Origin of the sequence: Burkholderia sp. Ed8 (assembly GCF_040761425.1) — a bacterium.
GTDB lineage: Bacteria > Pseudomonadota > Gammaproteobacteria > Burkholderiales > Burkholderiaceae > Burkholderia > Burkholderia seminalis.
Map to the genome: position 1 here is coordinate 2,149,178 of NZ_CP142885.1, position 17,045 is coordinate 2,166,222.

Below are 17,045 nucleotides of genomic sequence, written 5' to 3' on the forward strand. Positions count from 1 at the left end.
GACGGCGCCGAGCGGGTTCGCGGCCTCCGACGCCGCTGCTTCGCAGGCCGGGAAGCCAGCGGATCCGGGCACCGGGGCTGCAAAGCAAAACCGCCGGCATGTGCCGGCGGTTTTTTCATGTGCGGCGCGATACCGCCACGATGCGGCGATCAGTACTGCGCCTGGTCCGTCGGATTCTTGAACAGCTGCTTCATCTCCGGCGACAGCGGATAGTTGAGGCTCACGCCCTTCGGCGGAATCGGCTGCATGAACCACTGGTCGTAGAGCTTCTCGGCCGCGCCCGACGTCTGCATCTTCGCGATCACGCCGTCGACGACCCGCTTGAACGCCGGATCGTCCCTGCGCATCATGCACGCGTAGTTTTCGTGGACGAGCGGCGTGCCCGACACCGTGTACGCGCCCGGGTTGCGGTCCTTCGCGATCTCGCCGTACAGCAGCGGCTCGTCCATCACGAACGCCACCGCGCGCCCGGTCGTGACGTTCATGAACGCTTCGGCGTGATCCTTGGCGCTGATGATCGTCATGTTCATCGCCTTCTCTTCGTTGAGCTTGCGCAGCAGGCGCTCGTCCGACGTGCCGGCCGTCGTCGCGACCGTCTTGCCGGCCAGGTCCGCGAAATCCTTCACGCCCGAGTCCTTGCGCGTGCTGAAGCGAATGCCGTACAGAAAAATGCTGTTCGAGAACGCGGCCTGCTTCTGCCGTTCGAGCGTGTTCGTCGTCGACCCGCACTCGAAATCGATCGTCCCGTTCTGCAGCAGCGGAATCCGGTTCTGCGACGTGATCGGGATTTCCTTCACCGTGAGGTTCGGCGCATTCAGATCCGTCTTCAGTTGATCGATGATGCGCGACGCGATGTCCCGCGAGTAGCCGATGTTCTTCTGCTGGTTGTCCGAATACGAGAACGGCACCGACGACTCGCGAATGCCGAGCGACACGACGCCCGTCTCCTTGATCTTCTTCAGCGTACCGGTAAGGGCCTGTGCGTGCGCGGCGCCCGCCAGCGCGCAGGACAGCGCGACAGCCAGCCAACGGAAACGGCGATCCATGCGTATCTCCTGACGAAACGTTGATCGAACCGCGATCGTACGCCCGACAATATTCGCGTCACATCAGGGCAAGCGTAAGCGACTTTCAACACCGGCCGGACCGTGAAAGAGGTTTTCCGTGCCGCGCCAATCGCTTCCGCGCCGCACGGTCACCCCGACCGGCCTCGCACGGGCTCGCCCCCGCCCTTTGTGCCACCCGTTCCAAACGCGCGTTCATGCTGCGCCGCACCGACGAAATCGTTTGCGGCCCCCCCTGTTTTTCTCGCGAAACGCACTCAAGAAGCCGCCGCGCACGCCGTTACCCAGTGCATGGCGCGTCGCAGCAACCCTGCTGCAACCGTCAGACAAAAAAGACTAGGTCCGGATCAGCCGGACCAGCGCCACCGCCGGCACGACGGTTATCTACGAGGATCGAGTTTCAACATGAGAGCCAAACGTTTCAATTCTGCGCTGGCGCGCTCCGCACACGCGCGCATGCTCGCCGGCATGCTATCCGCCGCCGCCCTCCTGCCTCTCGCCGGTTGCGGCGGCGGAGGCGGCGGCGACGGCAGCAACCCCTCCTCCTCCAACGCTGCACCGGCGCCGACGCCGACGCCGGCCCCCACGCCCACGCCCCCCGCGACCCCGCCCGCCTCGTCAGGCGGCAATGCATGCACCACGCAGCAGGCCGCCGTGCAGATGGCTGCGCAGACGGCACCGGCCGAGCCGCCGGTCGATCACCTGATCGTCAAGCTGAAGACGCTGACGGCCACGCGTGCGATGTCGGCCATCGACAACGGGACGCGGCTCGACGCGGTCATCCAGCGCGCGATGACGCGCTGGACGGCGCCGGTGGCCGGCAGCGCGCGCGCCTATGCGAGCACGGTCGCGCAAGCGCCGGTGAACGTGCAGGTCGAACGGACGATCTCGAACGGCGCGGCCGTGCTGTCGCTCGGCCAGCGCATGGCGGCCACCGACGCAGCCGCACTCGCGCAGGCATTCGCGGCTGACAGCGATGTCGACTACGCGGAACCGGATCACCCGATGCAGGTTCGCGACACGCCGAGCGACCCGCTCTACAACCAGCAGTGGTACCTGTCCGACCCGACGGCCGGGATCGACCTGCCGCCCGCCTGGAACGTGAGCAAGGGTTCACCGACCGTCGTCACGGCCGTGCTCGACACGGGCTACCGGCCGCACGCCGACCTCGTGGGCAACCTGCTGTCCGGCTACAGCTTCATCAGCAACGTCAACACCAGCAACAACGGCATGACGCGCGGCCCCGACGCAACCGATCCGGGCGACTGGGTCACGCAGCAGGAACTCGACAACGCGAACGGCCCGTACTATCACTGCGCGAGCCAGCCGAGCGACAGCAGCTGGCACGGCACGCGCGTGATGGGCGTGATCGGCGCGACCGCCAACAACGGCACGGGTATCGCGGGCGTGTCGTGGCTCGGCCAGATCCTGCCGGTGCGCGTCCTCGGCAAGTGCGGCGGCGTGACGAGCGACATCGCGGACGGCATGCGCTGGGCAGCCGGCATTGCGGTGAACGGCGTCCCGACGAACCCGCGGCCCGCGAAGGTCATCAACCTGAGCCTCGGCGGCGTCGGCGCATGCAGCACGACGTTCCAGCAGGCGATCGACGACGTCACCGCGAAAGGGGTGACCGTGGTCGTCGCGGCCGGCAACGACGGCCTGTCGACCGGCCTCGACCAGCCCGCGAACTGCCGCGGCGTGATCACCGTCGGCGCGACCGACGCGACGGGCCGCCGCGCATCGTTCAGCAACTTCGGCGCCGATGTCTCGCTGAGCGCACCGGGCGTCAACATCCTGTCGACGTCGAACACCGGCACGACGACGCCGGGCACGGACACCTACGGCCCCGCGAACGGCACCAGCCTCGCGACGCCGCAAGTGTCGGGGGTCGCCGCGCTGATGCTGTCGGTGAACGGCAACCTCACGCCCGCGCAGATCCAGCAAAAGCTGCAAGGCGGCACGCGCGCGGCGAAGCTGGCAGCCGGGACGTCGTGCACCGCGATGCCGGCAGGCTCGGGCATCCTCGATGCGGGGGCGGCCATCGCGTCGGCGAACCAGTAACCGGCGCGCTGACCGACGCGGCCGCGCGCATGCCCGCATGGCGTGCGCGCGGCCGTTTCGTTGCCGTCCGTCCGGCGATTCCGCGCACCCACGCCGGCCCGGCCAAGCATCTCGAAATAACGCCTGACAAAAGGGTTGACGCTTCGCACGACGAGCCATTACCATCGCTCCCGTCTCAATACATGGAGTGTTCTGTGAACACCGATGCGAGTTGTAGTTGGTGCTCGACCAACTTGACTGCTGCCTGAGGAAAACGCGCAGAGCCTCGTCTTCTGCCGCATCCCGGGAAGCAGGATGCGGCGTCCTTCCGGCCTGACTACCGGCCCGATCTCCCGCCGAATTTTTCGATATCGTCGAATGCACGCGACGCGCCATTGCGCGCGTGCGTTCGCGTTGCGCGCGGCGCCAGCCGCGCGCGCTCTCCGTTCGCGTGCCGTCCGGCCGTGCGCCTCGTTGCGCGCGTCTCCGCCGATCGCCCGTGCCGATTATCCGCAACCGACAGGAGTGCAGATGAACTCAGACGACAGTAGTCGATTACCGCTCGCCGGTGCGACGCCGCGCATCGACACGCCGACCGCTTCACGCGCGCCGGCGAGCGTTCCCGCCTTTTCCGATCCACAGCCGATCGCGCCTGACGCGACGCGGCGGGGAGCGCTCGTGCGTCGATAACGTCACGGTCGCTCCCCGCCCGCCGCCTCGTGCGCAAGGAGCGACTCATGACAACACGACACAACACATCGCAGAAGAAACAGCGCGGCTTCATCAAGAGCGGCGCCGGCCAGCAGAACGCGCCGCGCATCATGCGCGCGGCACAGGAAGCGGCCCGCCCGCTCGAGGACACGCTGAAGACGCTGCACACCAGCACGCGCGGCCTCACCTACGACCAGGCCGCCGACCGCCTGCAGCACTACGGCCCGAACGAGATCGCGCACGACAAGCCGCCGCACTGGACCCGCCAGTTGCTGCTCTCGTTCCACAATCCGTTCGTCTACGTGCTGCTGGTGCTCGCCACCATCAGCTTCTTCACCGATGTCTACTTCGCGGCGCCCGACGATCGCGACTATGTCGGCATGACGATCCTGCTGACGATGGTCACGATCAGCGCGCTGCTGCGCTTCGTGCAGGAATTCCGTTCGTTGCGCGCGGCCGAGAAGCTCAAGGCGATGGTCCGCACGACGGCCACCGTGCAGCGCGCGATGACCGACACGTCCGAGCCGACCCGGCGCGAGGTGCCGATGCGCGAGGTCGTGACCGGCGACATCGTGCACCTGTCGGCCGGCGACATGATCCCCGCCGACGTCCGCCTGCTCGCATCGCGCGACCTGTTCATCAGCCAGGCCGTACTGACCGGCGAAGCGCTGCCCGTCGAGAAGTACGACACGCTCGGCGCGGTGGCCGGCAAGTCCGCGGGTACACCGGCCGCCGGCTCGGCGCCCGACGCGTCGGCGTCGCTGCTCGATCTCGAGAACGTCTGCTTCATGGGCACCAACGTCGTCAGCGGCACGGCGACGGCCGTCGTCGTCGCGACCGGAGAAGACACGTACTTCGGCTCGCTCGCGCGCAACGTCGTGAGCCACAAGCGCATCGAGACGAGCTTCGACCGCGGCGTCGCGAGCGTGAGCTGGCTGCTGATCAAGTTCATGTTCGTGATGGTGCCGATCGTGTTCATGATCAACGGGCTGACCAAGGGCGACTGGCTGAGCGCGCTCACGTTCGCGCTCGCCGTGGCCGTCGGCCTGACGCCCGAGATGCTGCCGATGATCGTCAGTGCGAACCTCGCGCGCGGCGCGGTGGCGATGGCACGCCGCAAGGTCGTGGTCAAGCGGCTGAATTCGGTGCAGAACTTCGGCGCGATGGACGTGCTGTGCACCGACAAGACCGGCACGCTCACGCAGGACAAGATCATCCTCGAACATCACCTCGACCTGTCCGGTCACAAGAACGAGGAAATCCTGCGGCTCGGCTGGCTGAACAGCTTTCACCAGAGCGGCCAGAAGAACCTGATCGACATCGCGGTCGTCGCGCGCGCCGACGAGATCGGCGAACGCGTGAAGCCGCAGGGCTACAAGAAGATCGACGAGCTGCCGTTCGACTTCGTGCGGCGCCGCCTGTCGGTCGTCGTCGAGGACCGGCACGGCACGCACCTGCTGATCTGCAAGGGTGCGGTCGAGGAAATGCTCGCCGTGTCGACCCACGTGCAGGACGAAGACGGCGTACGCCCGCTCGACTTCGTCGCGCGCAAGCGGCTGCTCGAACAGGCGACCGCCTACAACGAGGACGGCTTCCGCGTGCTCGTGCTCGCGACGCGTACGATTGCACGCGGCGACGAGCGCGCGCAGTATCGCACCGCCGACGAACACGATCTCGTCGTGCGCGGCTTCCTGACCTTCCTCGATCCGCCGAAGGAATCGGCCGCGCCGGCCCTCGCCGCGCTGCGCGAAAACGGCGTCGCGGTGAAGGTGCTGACGGGCGACAACCCGACCGTCACGATGAAGGTGTGCCGCCAGGTCGGCCTCGAACCCGGCAAGCCGATGCTCGGCACGGAAATCGAAGCGCTCGACGACGCGACGCTCGCGCAGGTCGTCGAACGCACGACCGTGTTCGCGAAGCTCACGCCGCTGCAGAAGGCGCGCATCGTCAAGGCGCTGCAGGCGAACGGCCACACGGTCGGCTTCCTTGGCGACGGCATCAACGATGCGCCCGCGCTGCGCGACGCCGACGTCGGCATCTCGGTCGACAGCGGCGCCGACATCGCGAAGGAAACCGCCGACATCATCCTGCTCGAAAAGAGCCTGATGGTGCTCGAGGAAGGCGTGATCAAGGGCCGCGAGACGTTCGGCAACATCCTGAAGTACCTGAACATGACCGCCAGCTCGAACTTCGGCAACGTGTTCTCGGTGCTCGTCGCCAGCGCGTTCCTGCCGTGGGAGCCGATGCTCGCGACCCAGCTGCTCGTGCTGAACCTGATCTACGACACGTCGCAGATGCTGCTGCCGTGGGACCGGATGGACCCCGAGTTCCTGAAGAAGCCGCGCAAATGGGAAGCCGGCAACATCAGCCGCTTCATGCTGTGGGTCGGGCCGACGTCGTCGGTATTCGACATCACGACGTACGTCCTGATGTGGACCGTGTTCGGCGCGGGCGCGCTGTATCACCTGAACGGCGGCACGGGCGGCCAGGTCGTGATGAACTCCGGCTGGTTCATCGAGAGCCTCGTGTCGCAAACGCTCGTCGTGCACCTGCTGCGCACGCAGAAGATCCCGTTCCTGCAGAGCACGGCGTCGCTGCCGGTGCTGCTGTCGACCTTCACCGCGATCGCGATCGGCTGCTGGCTGCCGTTCTCGCCGTTCGCGGAAGCGATCGGCTTCATGCACCTGCCGGGCACCTACTGGCTGTGGCTCGCCGCGACGATGATCGGCTACATCCTGCTCGCGCAGATCGTCAAGACGATCTACGTGCGCCGCTACAAGCAGTGGTTCTGATCCGTTCCGGATCGGTACCGGTTCCGTCCGGATAACGACGTGCCGGCCCGCGCCACGCCGCGGGCCGGCACACTCACGACGCTCCACGGGTAATGTGATGAAAAGAATCCTTCCGCTCGCCGCCGCGAGCGCCCTTCTTGCGCCCCTCGAAGCCCATGCCGCCCATCCGCTCGTCAGCGACGACACGGGCACGCAGGGCAACGCGAACTGGCAGGTCGAGTTCAACGGCGAGGAAACCTCGAAACAGGAAGACAGCGGCCGCCACCAGTTGTGGAACGCGACGCTCACGCGCGGGTTCGGCGAACACGCCGACGTGTACGTCAACGCGCCGTACACGCATCTGCAAACGCGCACCGACGAGAACGGCGCCGGCATCGGCGATGTCGAAATCGGCATGAAATGGCGCTTCTTCGAACGCGGGCCGCTGTCGCTCGCGCTGAAGCCGAAAGTGACGATGCCGACCGGCAACGACAGCCGCGGGCTCGGCACGGGCCGCGTCGGCACCGGTGCGACGTTGCTCGCGCAGGCCGACGTCGCACGTGTCTCGCTGCTCGCGAACGCGGGCATCGCGTACCAGCCGAATCGCCAGGGCGACCTGACGTCAGCCTGGGCCGTGTCGGCCGCCGCGATCTACAAGGCGACCGACCGGCTGCAACTCGTGGCCGACATCGGCACGTCGCGCAACACGGAAACCACCACCGGCGCGAATCCGGCATTCGTGCTCGCGGGCGCGATCTATTCGCCGACGCGCTGGCTCGATCTCGACATCGGCTACCGGCGCGGGCTGAACGACCAGACCTATCGTCATTCGGTGATGGGCGGCGTGACGGCGCGCTGGTAATACGCGGGATGGCGCCGCGCACGCGCGGGCCGCCATTCGACGGGCCGCATCGGCGGCCCGTTCTTCATTCACGGGCCATCGTTCGCGCCGAACAGTTGCGCGCACACCGCGCGCCCTTCGTCGGTCAGCGCGGCGCCACCGGTGCCGTCCTCGTTCAACGTCGTGGCGCTCAGGCCCGCGGCGTCGAGCTGCGTCAGCACGCGGCGCAGCGTACTCATCGGCAGTTGCGTGCGCTTCGCGATCTTCGGCAGCGACCACGTCTTGCCGGCCGGATCGCTCGCGGCCTCGTGCAGCGTCGCGAGCGTCGCAACGAGCGCGGGATCGAGCGGGGATTCGTCGGATTCTGAAGTCATCGGTTCGGGTGCGTCGGCCGGCGCCGGGCCGGCCTTCATTCAGGAAAGGCGATCGCGGATACTATACGCCGCGTCACGCGCCCTTGAGCGCGGTGCGCATGAACGACACGAAACGCGTGGTGACGGGATCGTCGCGATCCGACAACCATGCGAGCCCCACGCGCCACTTCGCGTCCCGGCCGTCGAGCGGTATCACCGTCGCATCGCGCAGCAGATATCGCGCGCTCGACGGGATGAACGCGACGCCGACGCCGGCCGCGACCGACGTCAGCACCGACTGCACGTCCTCCGCTTGCTGCATCACGTACGGCACAAAGCGGCGCTCGACGCACCACCGGTCGATCTGGGCGGCCAGCCCAGGGCCGCGCGCACGCTGCAGCGCGATGAAGCCGATCTCGTTGAGCACGTCGAGGTCGGCCGGCACGCGTTTGAAGCCGAGATGCGGCGGCACCGCGAGCGCGAGCGCTTCGTCGACCACCTTGAACGACGACAATCCTTCGTCGGACGGCAAACGCAGAAACCCGACGTCGAGCTTGCCCGCGCGCAGCCGGCGCGTCTGCTCGGACGACGACAGGTCGCTCAGCGTGACGGCAATGCCCGGATTGCGCCGCCGGAACTCGGCGATGAGCTTCGGCACGAGCATCAGCACCGACAGGCAGATACCGAGCCGCAGATGCCCGCGCTGCCCGCTGGTCGCTTCCCTCGCGCGCGCAAGGATCTCGTCGGCGTCTCGCACGAGCGCCTGCGCATCGGGCAGGAAGCGTTCGCCGAACGGCGTCAGCTCCGCGCCGCGCCGGCCGCGCTCGAACAGCTTGCCGCCCAGGATCGCCTCGAGCGCGCCGATCTGCTTGCTCAGCGCCGGCTGGCTCATGTGCAGCGCATCGGCCGCGCGGCTGAAATGGCACAGCTCGGTCACCGTCAGGAACGTGCGCAGCAGTTTCAGTTCCATTCTTGAAAGGAATCGGATCGATTGAAATATTCATTTTACTGATTGAACGCGGTGACGTTCAATACGGACATGCCCTTCCCGGAATTCACCGTCATGTCTTTCGATCAAGCCGTTGATTGTGTGGCCGAGCCGTCATGCGACGGTGCGGACGCAAACGAACACGCTGCCGCAACCGATGCGCGCGCACCGAAACGTCGTGCCGAACGCGCCGACGGCCGCACCCGGCGTTTCCGCTTCGGCGATGCGATCGAAGACCCGCCGCCGCGCACCATGACGGGCTCGATCGCGATCGGTTTCGCGGTCGTGTCGCGACGGAACTGGCCGCGCTGAACGGCTTTCACCCCGCGCGCCGCGCCGACGGGCGGCACGAAAACGATCGGAATCCGCCCACATCACGCGTCATTGCGACTCGTCCCCTCTCATCGCCACGCGATCGACCGTATAATTTCCCGCACCCGCCGACCGCCCACTCATTCCGCGCAGCCGCATTGCGCGTGAAAAGGAGACTTTCGCTTGACCGGCCTCATCGCGCGCCTGCCTCGCGCCCGGACCTCCCTGATCCTCGCCCTCTCGTTCCTGCTGCTCGCGTTCGCCGCGAAGGCGTCCGCGCAGCACGTGCAGCCGCATCGCACCGCACACGCCCAGGCGCACGCGCACTCGAAGGCCGTCAAGAAGAAGCCTCACCGCACGAAAAAGGCCGTCAAGCACCGTCGCCCGCGCGTCAAGCATCAAGCCGTCAAGCGTCACGCCGCACCCGCGCCGCAACAGCGGCGCGCGCAGCGCACGACCGCGGTGCGGCCGCGCCCGGCCGCGAAACCCAGGCTGCTCGCCAGTTGCGGCTACACGCCGCGCGCGGTCAGGGCGCTGCATTCACGCGCGGCCTACGTGCTCGACGTCGACTCCGGCACACCGCTGCTGGCTCGCAACGCGCGCGCCGTGCGGCCGATCGCGTCGATCTCGAAGCTGATGACGGCCGTCGTCGCGCGTGACGCCGATCGCCCGCTGAACGGCGTGCTGCGCGTCACCGCGCACGATCGCGACACGATCAAGTTCACCGGCTCGCGCCTGCAGGTCGGCTCGGCACTGTCGCGCCGCGACATGTTCCATATCGCGCTGATGTCGTCGGAGAACCGCGCGGCCGCCGCGCTGAGCCGCGACTATCCGGGCGGGCGCGCCGCGTTCGTCAACGCGATGAACCGCGAAGCGCGCCGGCTCGGCATGCGCCATACGCACTTCCGCGAGCCGACCGGGTTGTCGCCGCACAACGTGTCGACGGCGGAAGATCTCGCCCGGCTCGTCGGCGCGGCCGCACGGGATCCGCTGATCCGCTATTTCTCGACGGACACGTCGACCACCGTGCGCCCCGGCGACGGCGAACTCGTGTACGTGAATTCCGACCCGCTCGTCCGCTACCGCCGCCTGCCGATCCGGCTGCAGAAAACCGGCTTCATCAACGAATCCGGGCACGGGGTCGTGATGCGCATGCGCGTGAAGGGCCGCCGCGAAACGGTCGTGCTGCTCGGCGCGCCGACGCGGGCCGGCGTCTCGAGCGACGCGCTCAAGATCCACCGCTGGCTGTCCTGCTCGATCCAGTAAGCGCGCGGGCAGCCGGCGCGCCCAACCGACGGGAGCGACGCCATGCAGGACGAATACCGCTTCAACGCCTTCGGACGGCTGCTCGCCGTCGTACGCAAGAACGACTGCTGGGCCGTGTTCGATCTCGGCGCCGAAGGCAAGCGGCGCCCCGCCGGCCTGCATGTCCCGTCCGCCCTCGGCGCGGACGAACTCGCGCAATACCTCGGCGACCTGCTGCACGAGAGCGCGACCCCGAAATACAACGAAGTCGTCCCAATCGCGCCGCGCGACGCGTAATCGCGCGCCGGCGCGCGCTGTCGTCTCGCGGATAATTAAACAGTTAAACTTGCAAGTTTTCCTGTCGTATTCTAAGATTCGCCGCATGAACCCGCCACGCAAACCCGGCGCTTCCGCCGAAACCGTCGCCGCCGACCTGACCCTCGCGGTCGGCCAGCTCATCCGCCGTCTGCGCTCAGGGATCGAATCCGATGGGCTCGGCATGTCCCAGACGAGCGCGCTCGCGCGGCTCGAACGGCACGGGCCGATGACGACCGCCGATCTCGCGCGCGCCGAGGCGATGAAGCCGCAGTCGATGAAGGCGATTCTCGCGAGCCTGGAGGAAGACGCGCTCGTCGAGCGCGAACCGCATCCGACCGACGGCCGCCAGATCCTGTTCAAGCTGACCGCGGCCGGCCTCGACGCCCGGCGCAAGCGCAACGCCGCGAAACACAAGTGGCTCGGCGCCGCGATCGAGAAGCTCGAGCCCGCGGACATCGACACGCTCGCCGCCGCGATCCCGCTGATCCGCCGCCTCGGCGAGCAATGAATCCCGCCGGCGCGCCGCGCGGCATCCGCGCGTCCGGTGTTCCCCGCCCTTTCCCACGGAGCCCCATCATGAGCGCAACCCGCCTCGACACGAACACGGCACTGGTCGTCATCGACCTGCAGAAAGGCATCGTCGCCCTGCCCACGGCCCACCCGGTCGCCCCGGTGATCGCACACGCGCGCACGCTGCTCGACGCATTCCGCAGCCGCGGCCTGCCGGTCGTGCTCGTCAACGTCGCCGGCGGTGCGCCGGGACGCACGCAGCAGCCGGCGCGGCGGGACGCGCTGCCCGCCGACTGGACCGAGCTCGTGCCCGAGCTGAACCGGCAACCCGGCGACCATGTCGTGACGAAGAAGACCTGGGGCGCATTCACCGGCACGGATCTCGACGCGCACCTGAAGGCCGCCGGCGTCACGCAGATCGTGCTGACCGGCGTCGCGACGAGCATCGGCGTCGAATCGACCGCGCGGCAGGCCCACGAACTCGGCTACAACGTGACGCTCGCGGTCGATGCGATGACCGACCTCAACGCGGACGCACACGTGAACAGCATCGAGCGCCTGTTCCCGCGCCTCGGCGAGACCGGCACGACGCAGGACATCGTCGCGCTGCTCGACCGGCGCGGCGCGTGAGCGACGAACGCGCGCAGCCGGCGCCGGGCCTCGCGGCGGGCCGGCTCGATCCGTCGATCTGGAAGGTCAGCGCGGTCGCGACGCTCGGTTCGCTGCTGTCGCAGCTCGATGCGACGATCGTCAACGTGTCGCTGTCGAACCTCGCGACCGATCTGCATGCCGGCCTGTCGACGATCCAGTGGGTGACGAGCGGCTACCTGCTCGCGCTGACGCTGGTGCTGCCGCTGAACGGCTGGCTCGTCGACCGCATCGGCGCGAAAGCGCTGTACCTGTGGTGTTTCTCGGCGTTCACGCTCACGTCGGCGCTGTGCGGGCTCGCGTGGTCCGCGCCGTCGCTGATCGCATTCCGCGTGCTGCAAGGCGTCAGCGGCGGGCTGCTCGCGCCGATGGCACAGATGATGATCGCGCGCGTCGCCGGGCAGCAGATGGCGCGCGTGATCGGCTACGCGGCGGTGCCCGTGCTGCTTGCGCCGATCCTCGGGCCGGTCGTGGCCGGCGCGATCCTGCAGCACGCGTCGTGGCGCTGGCTGTTTCTCGTGAACCTGCCCGTCGGCGTGCTCGCACTCGCCCTGGCCGTGCGATTCCTGCCGGGCGACCACGACGATGTCCAGCCGCGCGCACTTGATTGGATCGGCCTCGCGTTGCTGTCGCCGGGCCTCGTGCTGTTCCTGTACGGCGCCGAACGAATCGGCTCGGCACCCGGCATCGCCGCGCTCGCGTGCTCGGCGCTGCTGCTCGCCGCGTTCCTGCGCTTCGAGCGCCGCCAGGGCGAGCACGCGCTGATCGATCTCGCGCTGTTTCGCTCGCGCGTGTTCGGCGCGGCGGCCGGCACGCAGTTCCTGTCGAACGGCGCGATGTACGCGGGCCAGATGCTGATTCCCGTGTTCCTGATCCAGGCGTGCGGCCGCTCGCCGGGCGAGATGGGCTGGCTGCTCGCGCCGCTCGGGCTCGGCATGCTCGTCACCTATCCGTCGATGGGCGCGCTGACGGGCCGGTTCGGCGTGCGCCGGCTGGCCGCCGCCGGCGCGTTGCTCGCGCTGGCGGCGACGCTGCCGTTCGTATTCCTCGCGCTGACCGGCTACGATCCGCTGGTGCTCGTGCCCGCGCTGTTCCTGCGCGGCATGGGCCAGAGCGCGATCGGCGCGCCGTCGATCTCGGCCGCGTATGCATCGGTCGAACGCCGCAACCTGCCGATGGCGACCACCTCGCTCAATATCGTGCAGCGCCTCGGCGGCCCGACGTTCACGACGATCTGCACGCTGTTCCTCGCGTGGCGACTGCAGGCCGAATCGATGTCGCCCGGTGGCACGCCGGCCGTCGCGTATGCATGGGCGTTTGGCCTGCTGTGCGCGCTGCATGCGGCGAGCTTCGTCACGACGCTGCGGCTGCCGTTGAGGTCGAGCGCTGCCGGGGGCCAGCCTGCCGGCGCCGCGCGGGCCGGCTCGCGCTGAACCCGGGGCGCGTCGCGCGACAGGCGCGGCGTCCCGCTACGGCAGCCACATCGGCACGATCGACATCACGAGCAGCAGCCCCAGTCCCGCATTCAGGCAACGCCACTGCCGCTCGGTGCGCAACACGCGTGCGAACAGCAGCCCGGCGAAACACCATAACGACAACGACGCCATCGCGGCCACGCCGAATGCCAGCCCGAGCAGCACGCCAAGCCGGGCCGGGCCGGACGCGAGCGCGGCAAACGACGCGGCCGCGCCGAGCGTCATCGCCCAGCCTTTCGGGTTGTGCCACAGCATCCACACCCCGCTGACGAACCCTTGCGGCCGGTGCACGGCGGCGTCGAGCCGCGGCTTGCCGCCGCGCCCGATGCGGACGGCCAGCCACACGAGGTACAGCGAACCGGCTGCTTTCATCGCAAGCTGCAACGTCGGCAGCGCGAGCAGCACACTGCCGAGCCCGGCCGCCGCCGCGGCCGCCATCGACGCCAGGCCGGCCGCGATCCCGGCCATCAGCGGCAGCGATCGCCGGTAGCCGAAATGGGCGCCCGACGCGGTCGCGAGCGTCGTCGCGCCGCCCGGCGTCACGGTGGACACGATCACGAACAGCATCAGCGGCAGGTAGTCGTGAAGCGGCACGGCGGCTCCCGGTTGTCGTCGTCGAAGCCCCGTTTTTACCCGCGATTCCTCCATTACGACAGCGAAAGCTTTTTATGCCAACCATTAGCATTCATAATGTGACGCATGGCACGCAATCTCGACATCGCGCTGTTGCGCGCATTCGTCTCGGTCGCCGATCATCGCAGCATGACGGCGGCCGGCCACGCGCTGCACCTGACGCAAGGCGCGATCAGCCAGCAGGTCGCGCGGCTCGAGGCGCTGTCCGGCCCATTGTTCGTCCGCGAGCATCGCAACCTGCTGCTCACGGCGGCCGGCGAGCGACTGCTCGAACAGGCGCGCCGGCTGCTCGCCGTACACGATGCGCTGCTCACCGACATGACGGCGGGCGCCGTGGAAGGCGCGGTCCGTCTCGGTGCGCCGCAGGACCTGGTCGGCACCTGTCTCGCGCCGATCCTGAAAAACTATGCGCAGGCGCATCCGCAGGTCGCGCTCACGCTCGTGTGCGCGGCGTCGCCGGAACTGCGCCGGGGGCTCACGCGGGGCGACCTCGACGTCGCGCTGATCGAGGCGCCGGTCGGGTCGTCGCGCGGCGAGTGCATTGCCGTCGACCGGCTGGTCTGGGTCGGCGCGAAAGGCGGCACCGCGCACCGCAACACGCCGCTGCCGGTGTCGATGGTCGCGCAGACCTGCGCGTTCCGCCCGACCGTGCTCGACGCGCTGCGCGGCTGCGATCGCGCCTGGCGCACCGTGTTCGAGAACGGCAGCTTCGATGCCACGGCCGCGACCGTGCGCTCCGATCTCGCCGTGACCGTCTGGCTCGCGTCCACCGTCCCGACCGACCTCGATATCCTGCCGGCCGGCAGCGGCCTGCCCGCGCTGCCGAACTTCTCGATCGACCTGCATGTGCCGCGCGGCCAGCGCACCCCGGCCGCGACGGAACTGGCCCGCTATCTGCGCAACGGGTTCGCGCGCTTGCGCGCGGCCGCCTAGCGCCCGTTCGCGCTACACCGTGCCCGGCTCCTGCGGCGCCGGCGGCGTCGTGCCCGCCGCCTCCAGCGCCTGATGCAGCGTCGCGAAGATGCACGATGCGCCGACGACGTCGGTGATCCCGTGGCGATCCATGTCCGCGCGCAGGTAGCGGTTCACCCGCCCGAACAGCACGCCGATCCCGCGCGCGTGCAACGTCTTGACGAGATCGGTCAGCGTGCGCGCGGCCGAATAGTCGACATCGGTGATCGCCCCCGCATCGATCACGAACCAGCGCGGCGGCACCGGCGCCGTGTCGACGAGTTCGGTGATTTCGCCGGCGAACAGATGGTCGTTCGCGAAGAACAGGTCGGAACCGAACCGGTAGACGATCAGCCCCGGCGCCGTCATCGCACCGCGCCGCGTGGGCACCGGCAGCCAGCGCCCGTTGCCCGCGACAGGCTCGAGCACCATCGTATGCGGCTGGTAGCTGTGGCGCACGTGCCGCATCAGCGACAGCGCGACGGCCAGCAGGATGCCGTGCTCGACACCGACGGTCACGACGGCCGTGGCCGTCACGAGCGCGAGCGTGAATTCGCCGGGGCTTTCCTGGCGGATCGCCGCGAGGCTGCGCACGTTGATCAGCCCGAGCGCGATCGTGAACACGATGCCGGCCAGCACCGCATGCGGGAGGTACTGCAGGAACGTGCTGAAGAACAGCAGCACGACGGCCACCACGGCGGCGAACGCGAGATGGCCGATCTGGCTGCGCACGCCCGCGCCATCCGCCATTGCCGTCTGCGTCGGGCTGCCGTTGACGACGAACGCGCCGCCTACCGCCGCCGCCGCGTTCGCGGCCGCGAGGCCGAGGATATCGGCGTTGGTGTCGACGTCTTCGCCGTACTGCTGCGCGAACACCCGCGCGGCGGCCGCGCTCTGCGCGATGATCATCACGAAACACGAGGCGGCGACCGGCACGAGATCGAGGAACTGCTGCCACGTGACGGACGGCCAGCGCAGCGACGGCAACCCGCCCGCGACGGGCCCGAGCACCGCAACGCCCTGCGCGGCGAAGTCGAACGCCGCGCTCGCCGCGATGCTCCCCACGACGACGATCATCGGCATCGGCACGCGCGGCGCGAACCGCTTGCACGCGAGGATCGCGGCGACCACGAGCGCCGCGAGCGCGAGCGTCGGCCGGTTCGCGTGGACGAGATGCGTGACGACGTAGTCGAGTTGCGCAAGGCTGCGCGACGCCGGGTACGGCACCGACAACCCGAGCATGTCGCCGAGCATCGCGATCGACACCTGCACGCCGACGCCGGCGAGAAAGCCGACCAGCACCGTGCGCGACAGGAAATCGGCGAGAAAACCGAGCTTGAAGATGCGCGCGAGCAGCAGCATCGCGCCGGTCAGCAGCGCGACCATGCCGGCCAGTGCCGCATATTCCGCGCTGCCGGCAGGTGCCATCGACGACAGCCGGCTCGCGAAGATCGTCGCGGTCGCGGAGTCGGCGGCGACGACAAGATGGCGCGACGCACCGAAGCACGCGAATGCAATGAGCGGCAGGAACACCGTGTAGAGGCCCGTGACGGCCGGCATCCCGGCGATGCGCGCGTAGCCGAGCACCTGCGGGATGTCCATCGAGGCGAGCGAGAGGCCCGCGAACACGTCGCGGATGGCGCCTGCCCGGCGGATCGGGAGCAGGCCTTTCAACAGCGGCACGCCCGACGGGCGGTTTTCGTTGGAATCTTGCATGCGTGAAATGCGTGAGGTCGAAGAAGTGGCGAGGATCGCGAAGCCGTTCGCGCATCGTGCCCCGGGCGGGCCTTGCCTGGCAAGTGCGCGAACGCGGCGCGCGGCGCTCACCGTTGACGCACCGCTCGCACGCCGGCGCGTGCGGCATGCCGGCAACACCCGCGACGCTCGCATGATTGCATGGATCGCCGACCATGCGCGTCGACGCGCGAAGGCCCTCCACGCCGGGTTCGAGCCGATCGCAGCCGTGCGTGCGAGGCATCCGGCAACAGACTCGCGCACCGGCGTGCGGTGACGCGGATTCACCGTCCGCCCTCACTTCGATGCGAAGGACACCTGCACAATGGTGAGCGTATTCGGGAGCCGTTCGACCCGCCGTCACCCCACGCGTCCGGAACCCGATGGCACAATCACGGTCCCTTTCATGTGCCCTTCACCGGGCGCGCGCCGCGTCGCGGCGCCGATTCAA

The 17,045-nt window shown here is 68.7% G+C and carries 16 protein-coding genes; 11 read left to right on the forward strand and 5 right to left on the reverse strand.

Annotated elements, in window-relative coordinates; all coding sequences use genetic code 11:
* Nucleotides 1–149: 149 nt before the first annotated feature.
* The gene (locus VXM69_RS09815; RefSeq protein ID WP_049034956.1) at nt 150–1,046 is read right to left on the reverse strand and encodes a glutamate/aspartate ABC transporter substrate-binding protein; all 897 of its coding nucleotides are present in this window, start codon (nt 1,044–1,046) and stop codon (nt 150–152) included.
* Nucleotides 1,047–1,469: 423 nt separating this feature from the next.
* On the opposite strand from VXM69_RS09815, the gene VXM69_RS09820 reads away from it, so the two are divergent.
* From VXM69_RS09820 to VXM69_RS09830, 3 genes are all read left to right on the forward strand, one after another.
* Nucleotides 1,470–3,125 (forward strand): S8 family peptidase, encoded by a 1,656-nt coding sequence (locus VXM69_RS09820; protein ID WP_124608806.1) that lies wholly within the window; start codon nt 1,470–1,472, stop codon nt 3,123–3,125.
* A 716-nt stretch (nt 3,126–3,841) separates the two neighbouring features.
* Nucleotides 3,842–6,607 (forward strand): magnesium-translocating P-type ATPase, encoded by a 2,766-nt coding sequence (gene mgtA, locus VXM69_RS09825; RefSeq protein ID WP_034187994.1) that lies wholly within the window; start codon nt 3,842–3,844, stop codon nt 6,605–6,607.
* Nucleotides 6,608–6,704: 97 nt separating this feature from the next.
* The gene (locus VXM69_RS09830) at nt 6,705–7,448 is read left to right on the forward strand and encodes a transporter (RefSeq protein WP_367188506.1); all 744 of its coding nucleotides are present in this window, start codon (nt 6,705–6,707) and stop codon (nt 7,446–7,448) included.
* Nucleotides 7,449–7,516: 68 nt separating this feature from the next.
* Here VXM69_RS09830 and VXM69_RS09835 read toward each other — a convergent pair whose 3' ends face one another.
* Entirely contained in the window at nt 7,517–7,801 is a 285-nt protein-coding gene (locus VXM69_RS09835; RefSeq protein WP_034187995.1) for a hypothetical protein, read from the reverse strand.
* 73 nt (nt 7,802–7,874) lie between these two features.
* The gene (locus VXM69_RS09840) at nt 7,875–8,750 is read right to left on the reverse strand and encodes a LysR family transcriptional regulator (RefSeq protein WP_367188507.1); all 876 of its coding nucleotides are present in this window, start codon (nt 8,748–8,750) and stop codon (nt 7,875–7,877) included.
* 51 nt (nt 8,751–8,801) lie between these two features.
* Here VXM69_RS09840 and VXM69_RS09845 point away from each other — a divergent pair, with 51 nt between their 5' ends.
* From VXM69_RS09845 to VXM69_RS09870, 6 genes are all read left to right on the forward strand, one after another.
* The gene (locus VXM69_RS09845; protein ID WP_069704789.1) at nt 8,802–9,080 is read left to right on the forward strand and encodes a hypothetical protein; all 279 of its coding nucleotides are present in this window, start codon (nt 8,802–8,804) and stop codon (nt 9,078–9,080) included.
* 183 nt (nt 9,081–9,263) lie between these two features.
* Nucleotides 9,264–10,346, forward strand: coding sequence for a serine hydrolase (locus VXM69_RS09850; RefSeq protein WP_059556646.1), 1,083 nt, complete (start codon nt 9,264–9,266; stop codon nt 10,344–10,346).
* 42 nt (nt 10,347–10,388) lie between these two features.
* A complete protein-coding gene (locus tag VXM69_RS09855) occupies nt 10,389–10,622 on the forward strand; it encodes a hypothetical protein (RefSeq protein ID WP_034187913.1) in 234 nt (77 codons plus the stop codon).
* A gap of 85 nt (nt 10,623–10,707) precedes the next feature.
* Complete coding sequence (locus tag VXM69_RS09860) at nt 10,708–11,151, forward strand: MarR family transcriptional regulator (protein WP_034187914.1); 444 nt, start codon at nt 10,708–10,710, stop codon at nt 11,149–11,151.
* Between the two features lie 68 nt (nt 11,152–11,219).
* Nucleotides 11,220–11,783 carry an isochorismatase family protein gene (locus VXM69_RS09865; protein ID WP_069704652.1) on the forward strand — a complete coding sequence of 188 codons (564 nt, stop codon included), beginning with the start codon at nt 11,220–11,222 and terminating at the stop codon, nt 11,781–11,783.
* Entirely contained in the window at nt 11,780–13,234 is a 1,455-nt protein-coding gene (locus tag VXM69_RS09870) for a DHA2 family efflux MFS transporter permease subunit (RefSeq protein ID WP_034187916.1), read from the forward strand. The genes VXM69_RS09865 and VXM69_RS09870 overlap by 4 nt, the downstream gene beginning before the upstream one ends.
* A gap of 36 nt (nt 13,235–13,270) precedes the next feature.
* Here VXM69_RS09870 and VXM69_RS09875 read toward each other — a convergent pair whose 3' ends face one another.
* On the reverse strand, nt 13,271–13,924 hold the full coding sequence (locus VXM69_RS09875) for a LysE family transporter (RefSeq protein WP_080287815.1): 654 nt from the start codon (nt 13,922–13,924) through the stop codon (nt 13,271–13,273).
* A 51-nt stretch (nt 13,925–13,975) separates the two neighbouring features.
* Between VXM69_RS09875 and VXM69_RS09880 the strand changes: the two genes are divergently transcribed.
* On the forward strand, nt 13,976–14,842 hold the full coding sequence (locus tag VXM69_RS09880; RefSeq protein ID WP_069704650.1) for a LysR substrate-binding domain-containing protein: 867 nt from the start codon (nt 13,976–13,978) through the stop codon (nt 14,840–14,842).
* Nucleotides 14,843–14,854: 12 nt separating this feature from the next.
* Here VXM69_RS09880 and VXM69_RS09885 read toward each other — a convergent pair whose 3' ends face one another.
* Nucleotides 14,855–16,576, reverse strand: a complete 1,722-nt coding sequence (locus VXM69_RS09885; RefSeq protein WP_367188508.1) for a SulP family inorganic anion transporter — start codon at nt 16,574–16,576, stop codon at nt 14,855–14,857.
* On the opposite strand from VXM69_RS09885, the gene VXM69_RS09890 reads away from it, so the two are divergent.
* Nucleotides 16,575–16,871, forward strand: coding sequence for a hypothetical protein (locus VXM69_RS09890; RefSeq protein ID WP_367188509.1), 297 nt, complete (start codon nt 16,575–16,577; stop codon nt 16,869–16,871). The genes VXM69_RS09885 and VXM69_RS09890 overlap by 2 nt on opposite strands.
* Nucleotides 16,872–17,045 lie beyond the last annotated feature (174 nt).

Bases quoted from the DNA above. Each gene is read 5' to 3' on its own strand.
- VXM69_RS09815 (WP_049034956.1), bottom strand. From the start codon at position 1,046: ATGGATCGCCGTTTCCGTTGGCTGGCTGTCGCGCTGTCCTGCGCGCTG.
- VXM69_RS09820 (WP_124608806.1), top strand. From the start codon at position 1,470: ATGAGAGCCAAACGTTTCAATTCTGCGCTGGCGCGCTCCGCACACGCG.
- mgtA (WP_034187994.1), top strand. From the start codon at position 3,842: ATGACAACACGACACAACACATCGCAGAAGAAACAGCGCGGCTTCATC.
- VXM69_RS09830 (WP_367188506.1), top strand. From the start codon at position 6,705: ATGAAAAGAATCCTTCCGCTCGCCGCCGCGAGCGCCCTTCTTGCGCCC.
- VXM69_RS09835 (WP_034187995.1), bottom strand. From the start codon at position 7,801: ATGACTTCAGAATCCGACGAATCCCCGCTCGATCCCGCGCTCGTTGCG.
- VXM69_RS09840 (WP_367188507.1), bottom strand. From the start codon at position 8,750: ATGGAACTGAAACTGCTGCGCACGTTCCTGACGGTGACCGAGCTGTGC.
- VXM69_RS09855 (WP_034187913.1), top strand. From the start codon at position 10,389: ATGCAGGACGAATACCGCTTCAACGCCTTCGGACGGCTGCTCGCCGTC.
- VXM69_RS09860 (WP_034187914.1), top strand. From the start codon at position 10,708: ATGAACCCGCCACGCAAACCCGGCGCTTCCGCCGAAACCGTCGCCGCC.
- VXM69_RS09865 (WP_069704652.1), top strand. From the start codon at position 11,220: ATGAGCGCAACCCGCCTCGACACGAACACGGCACTGGTCGTCATCGAC.
- VXM69_RS09875 (WP_080287815.1), bottom strand. From the start codon at position 13,924: ATGGAGGAATCGCGGGTAAAAACGGGGCTTCGACGACGACAACCGGGA.
- VXM69_RS09880 (WP_069704650.1), top strand. From the start codon at position 13,976: ATGGCACGCAATCTCGACATCGCGCTGTTGCGCGCATTCGTCTCGGTC.
- VXM69_RS09890 (WP_367188509.1), top strand. From the start codon at position 16,575: ATGCGTGAAATGCGTGAGGTCGAAGAAGTGGCGAGGATCGCGAAGCCG.
- VXM69_RS09885 (WP_367188508.1), bottom strand. From the start codon at position 16,576: ATGCAAGATTCCAACGAAAACCGCCCGTCGGGCGTGCCGCTGTTGAAA.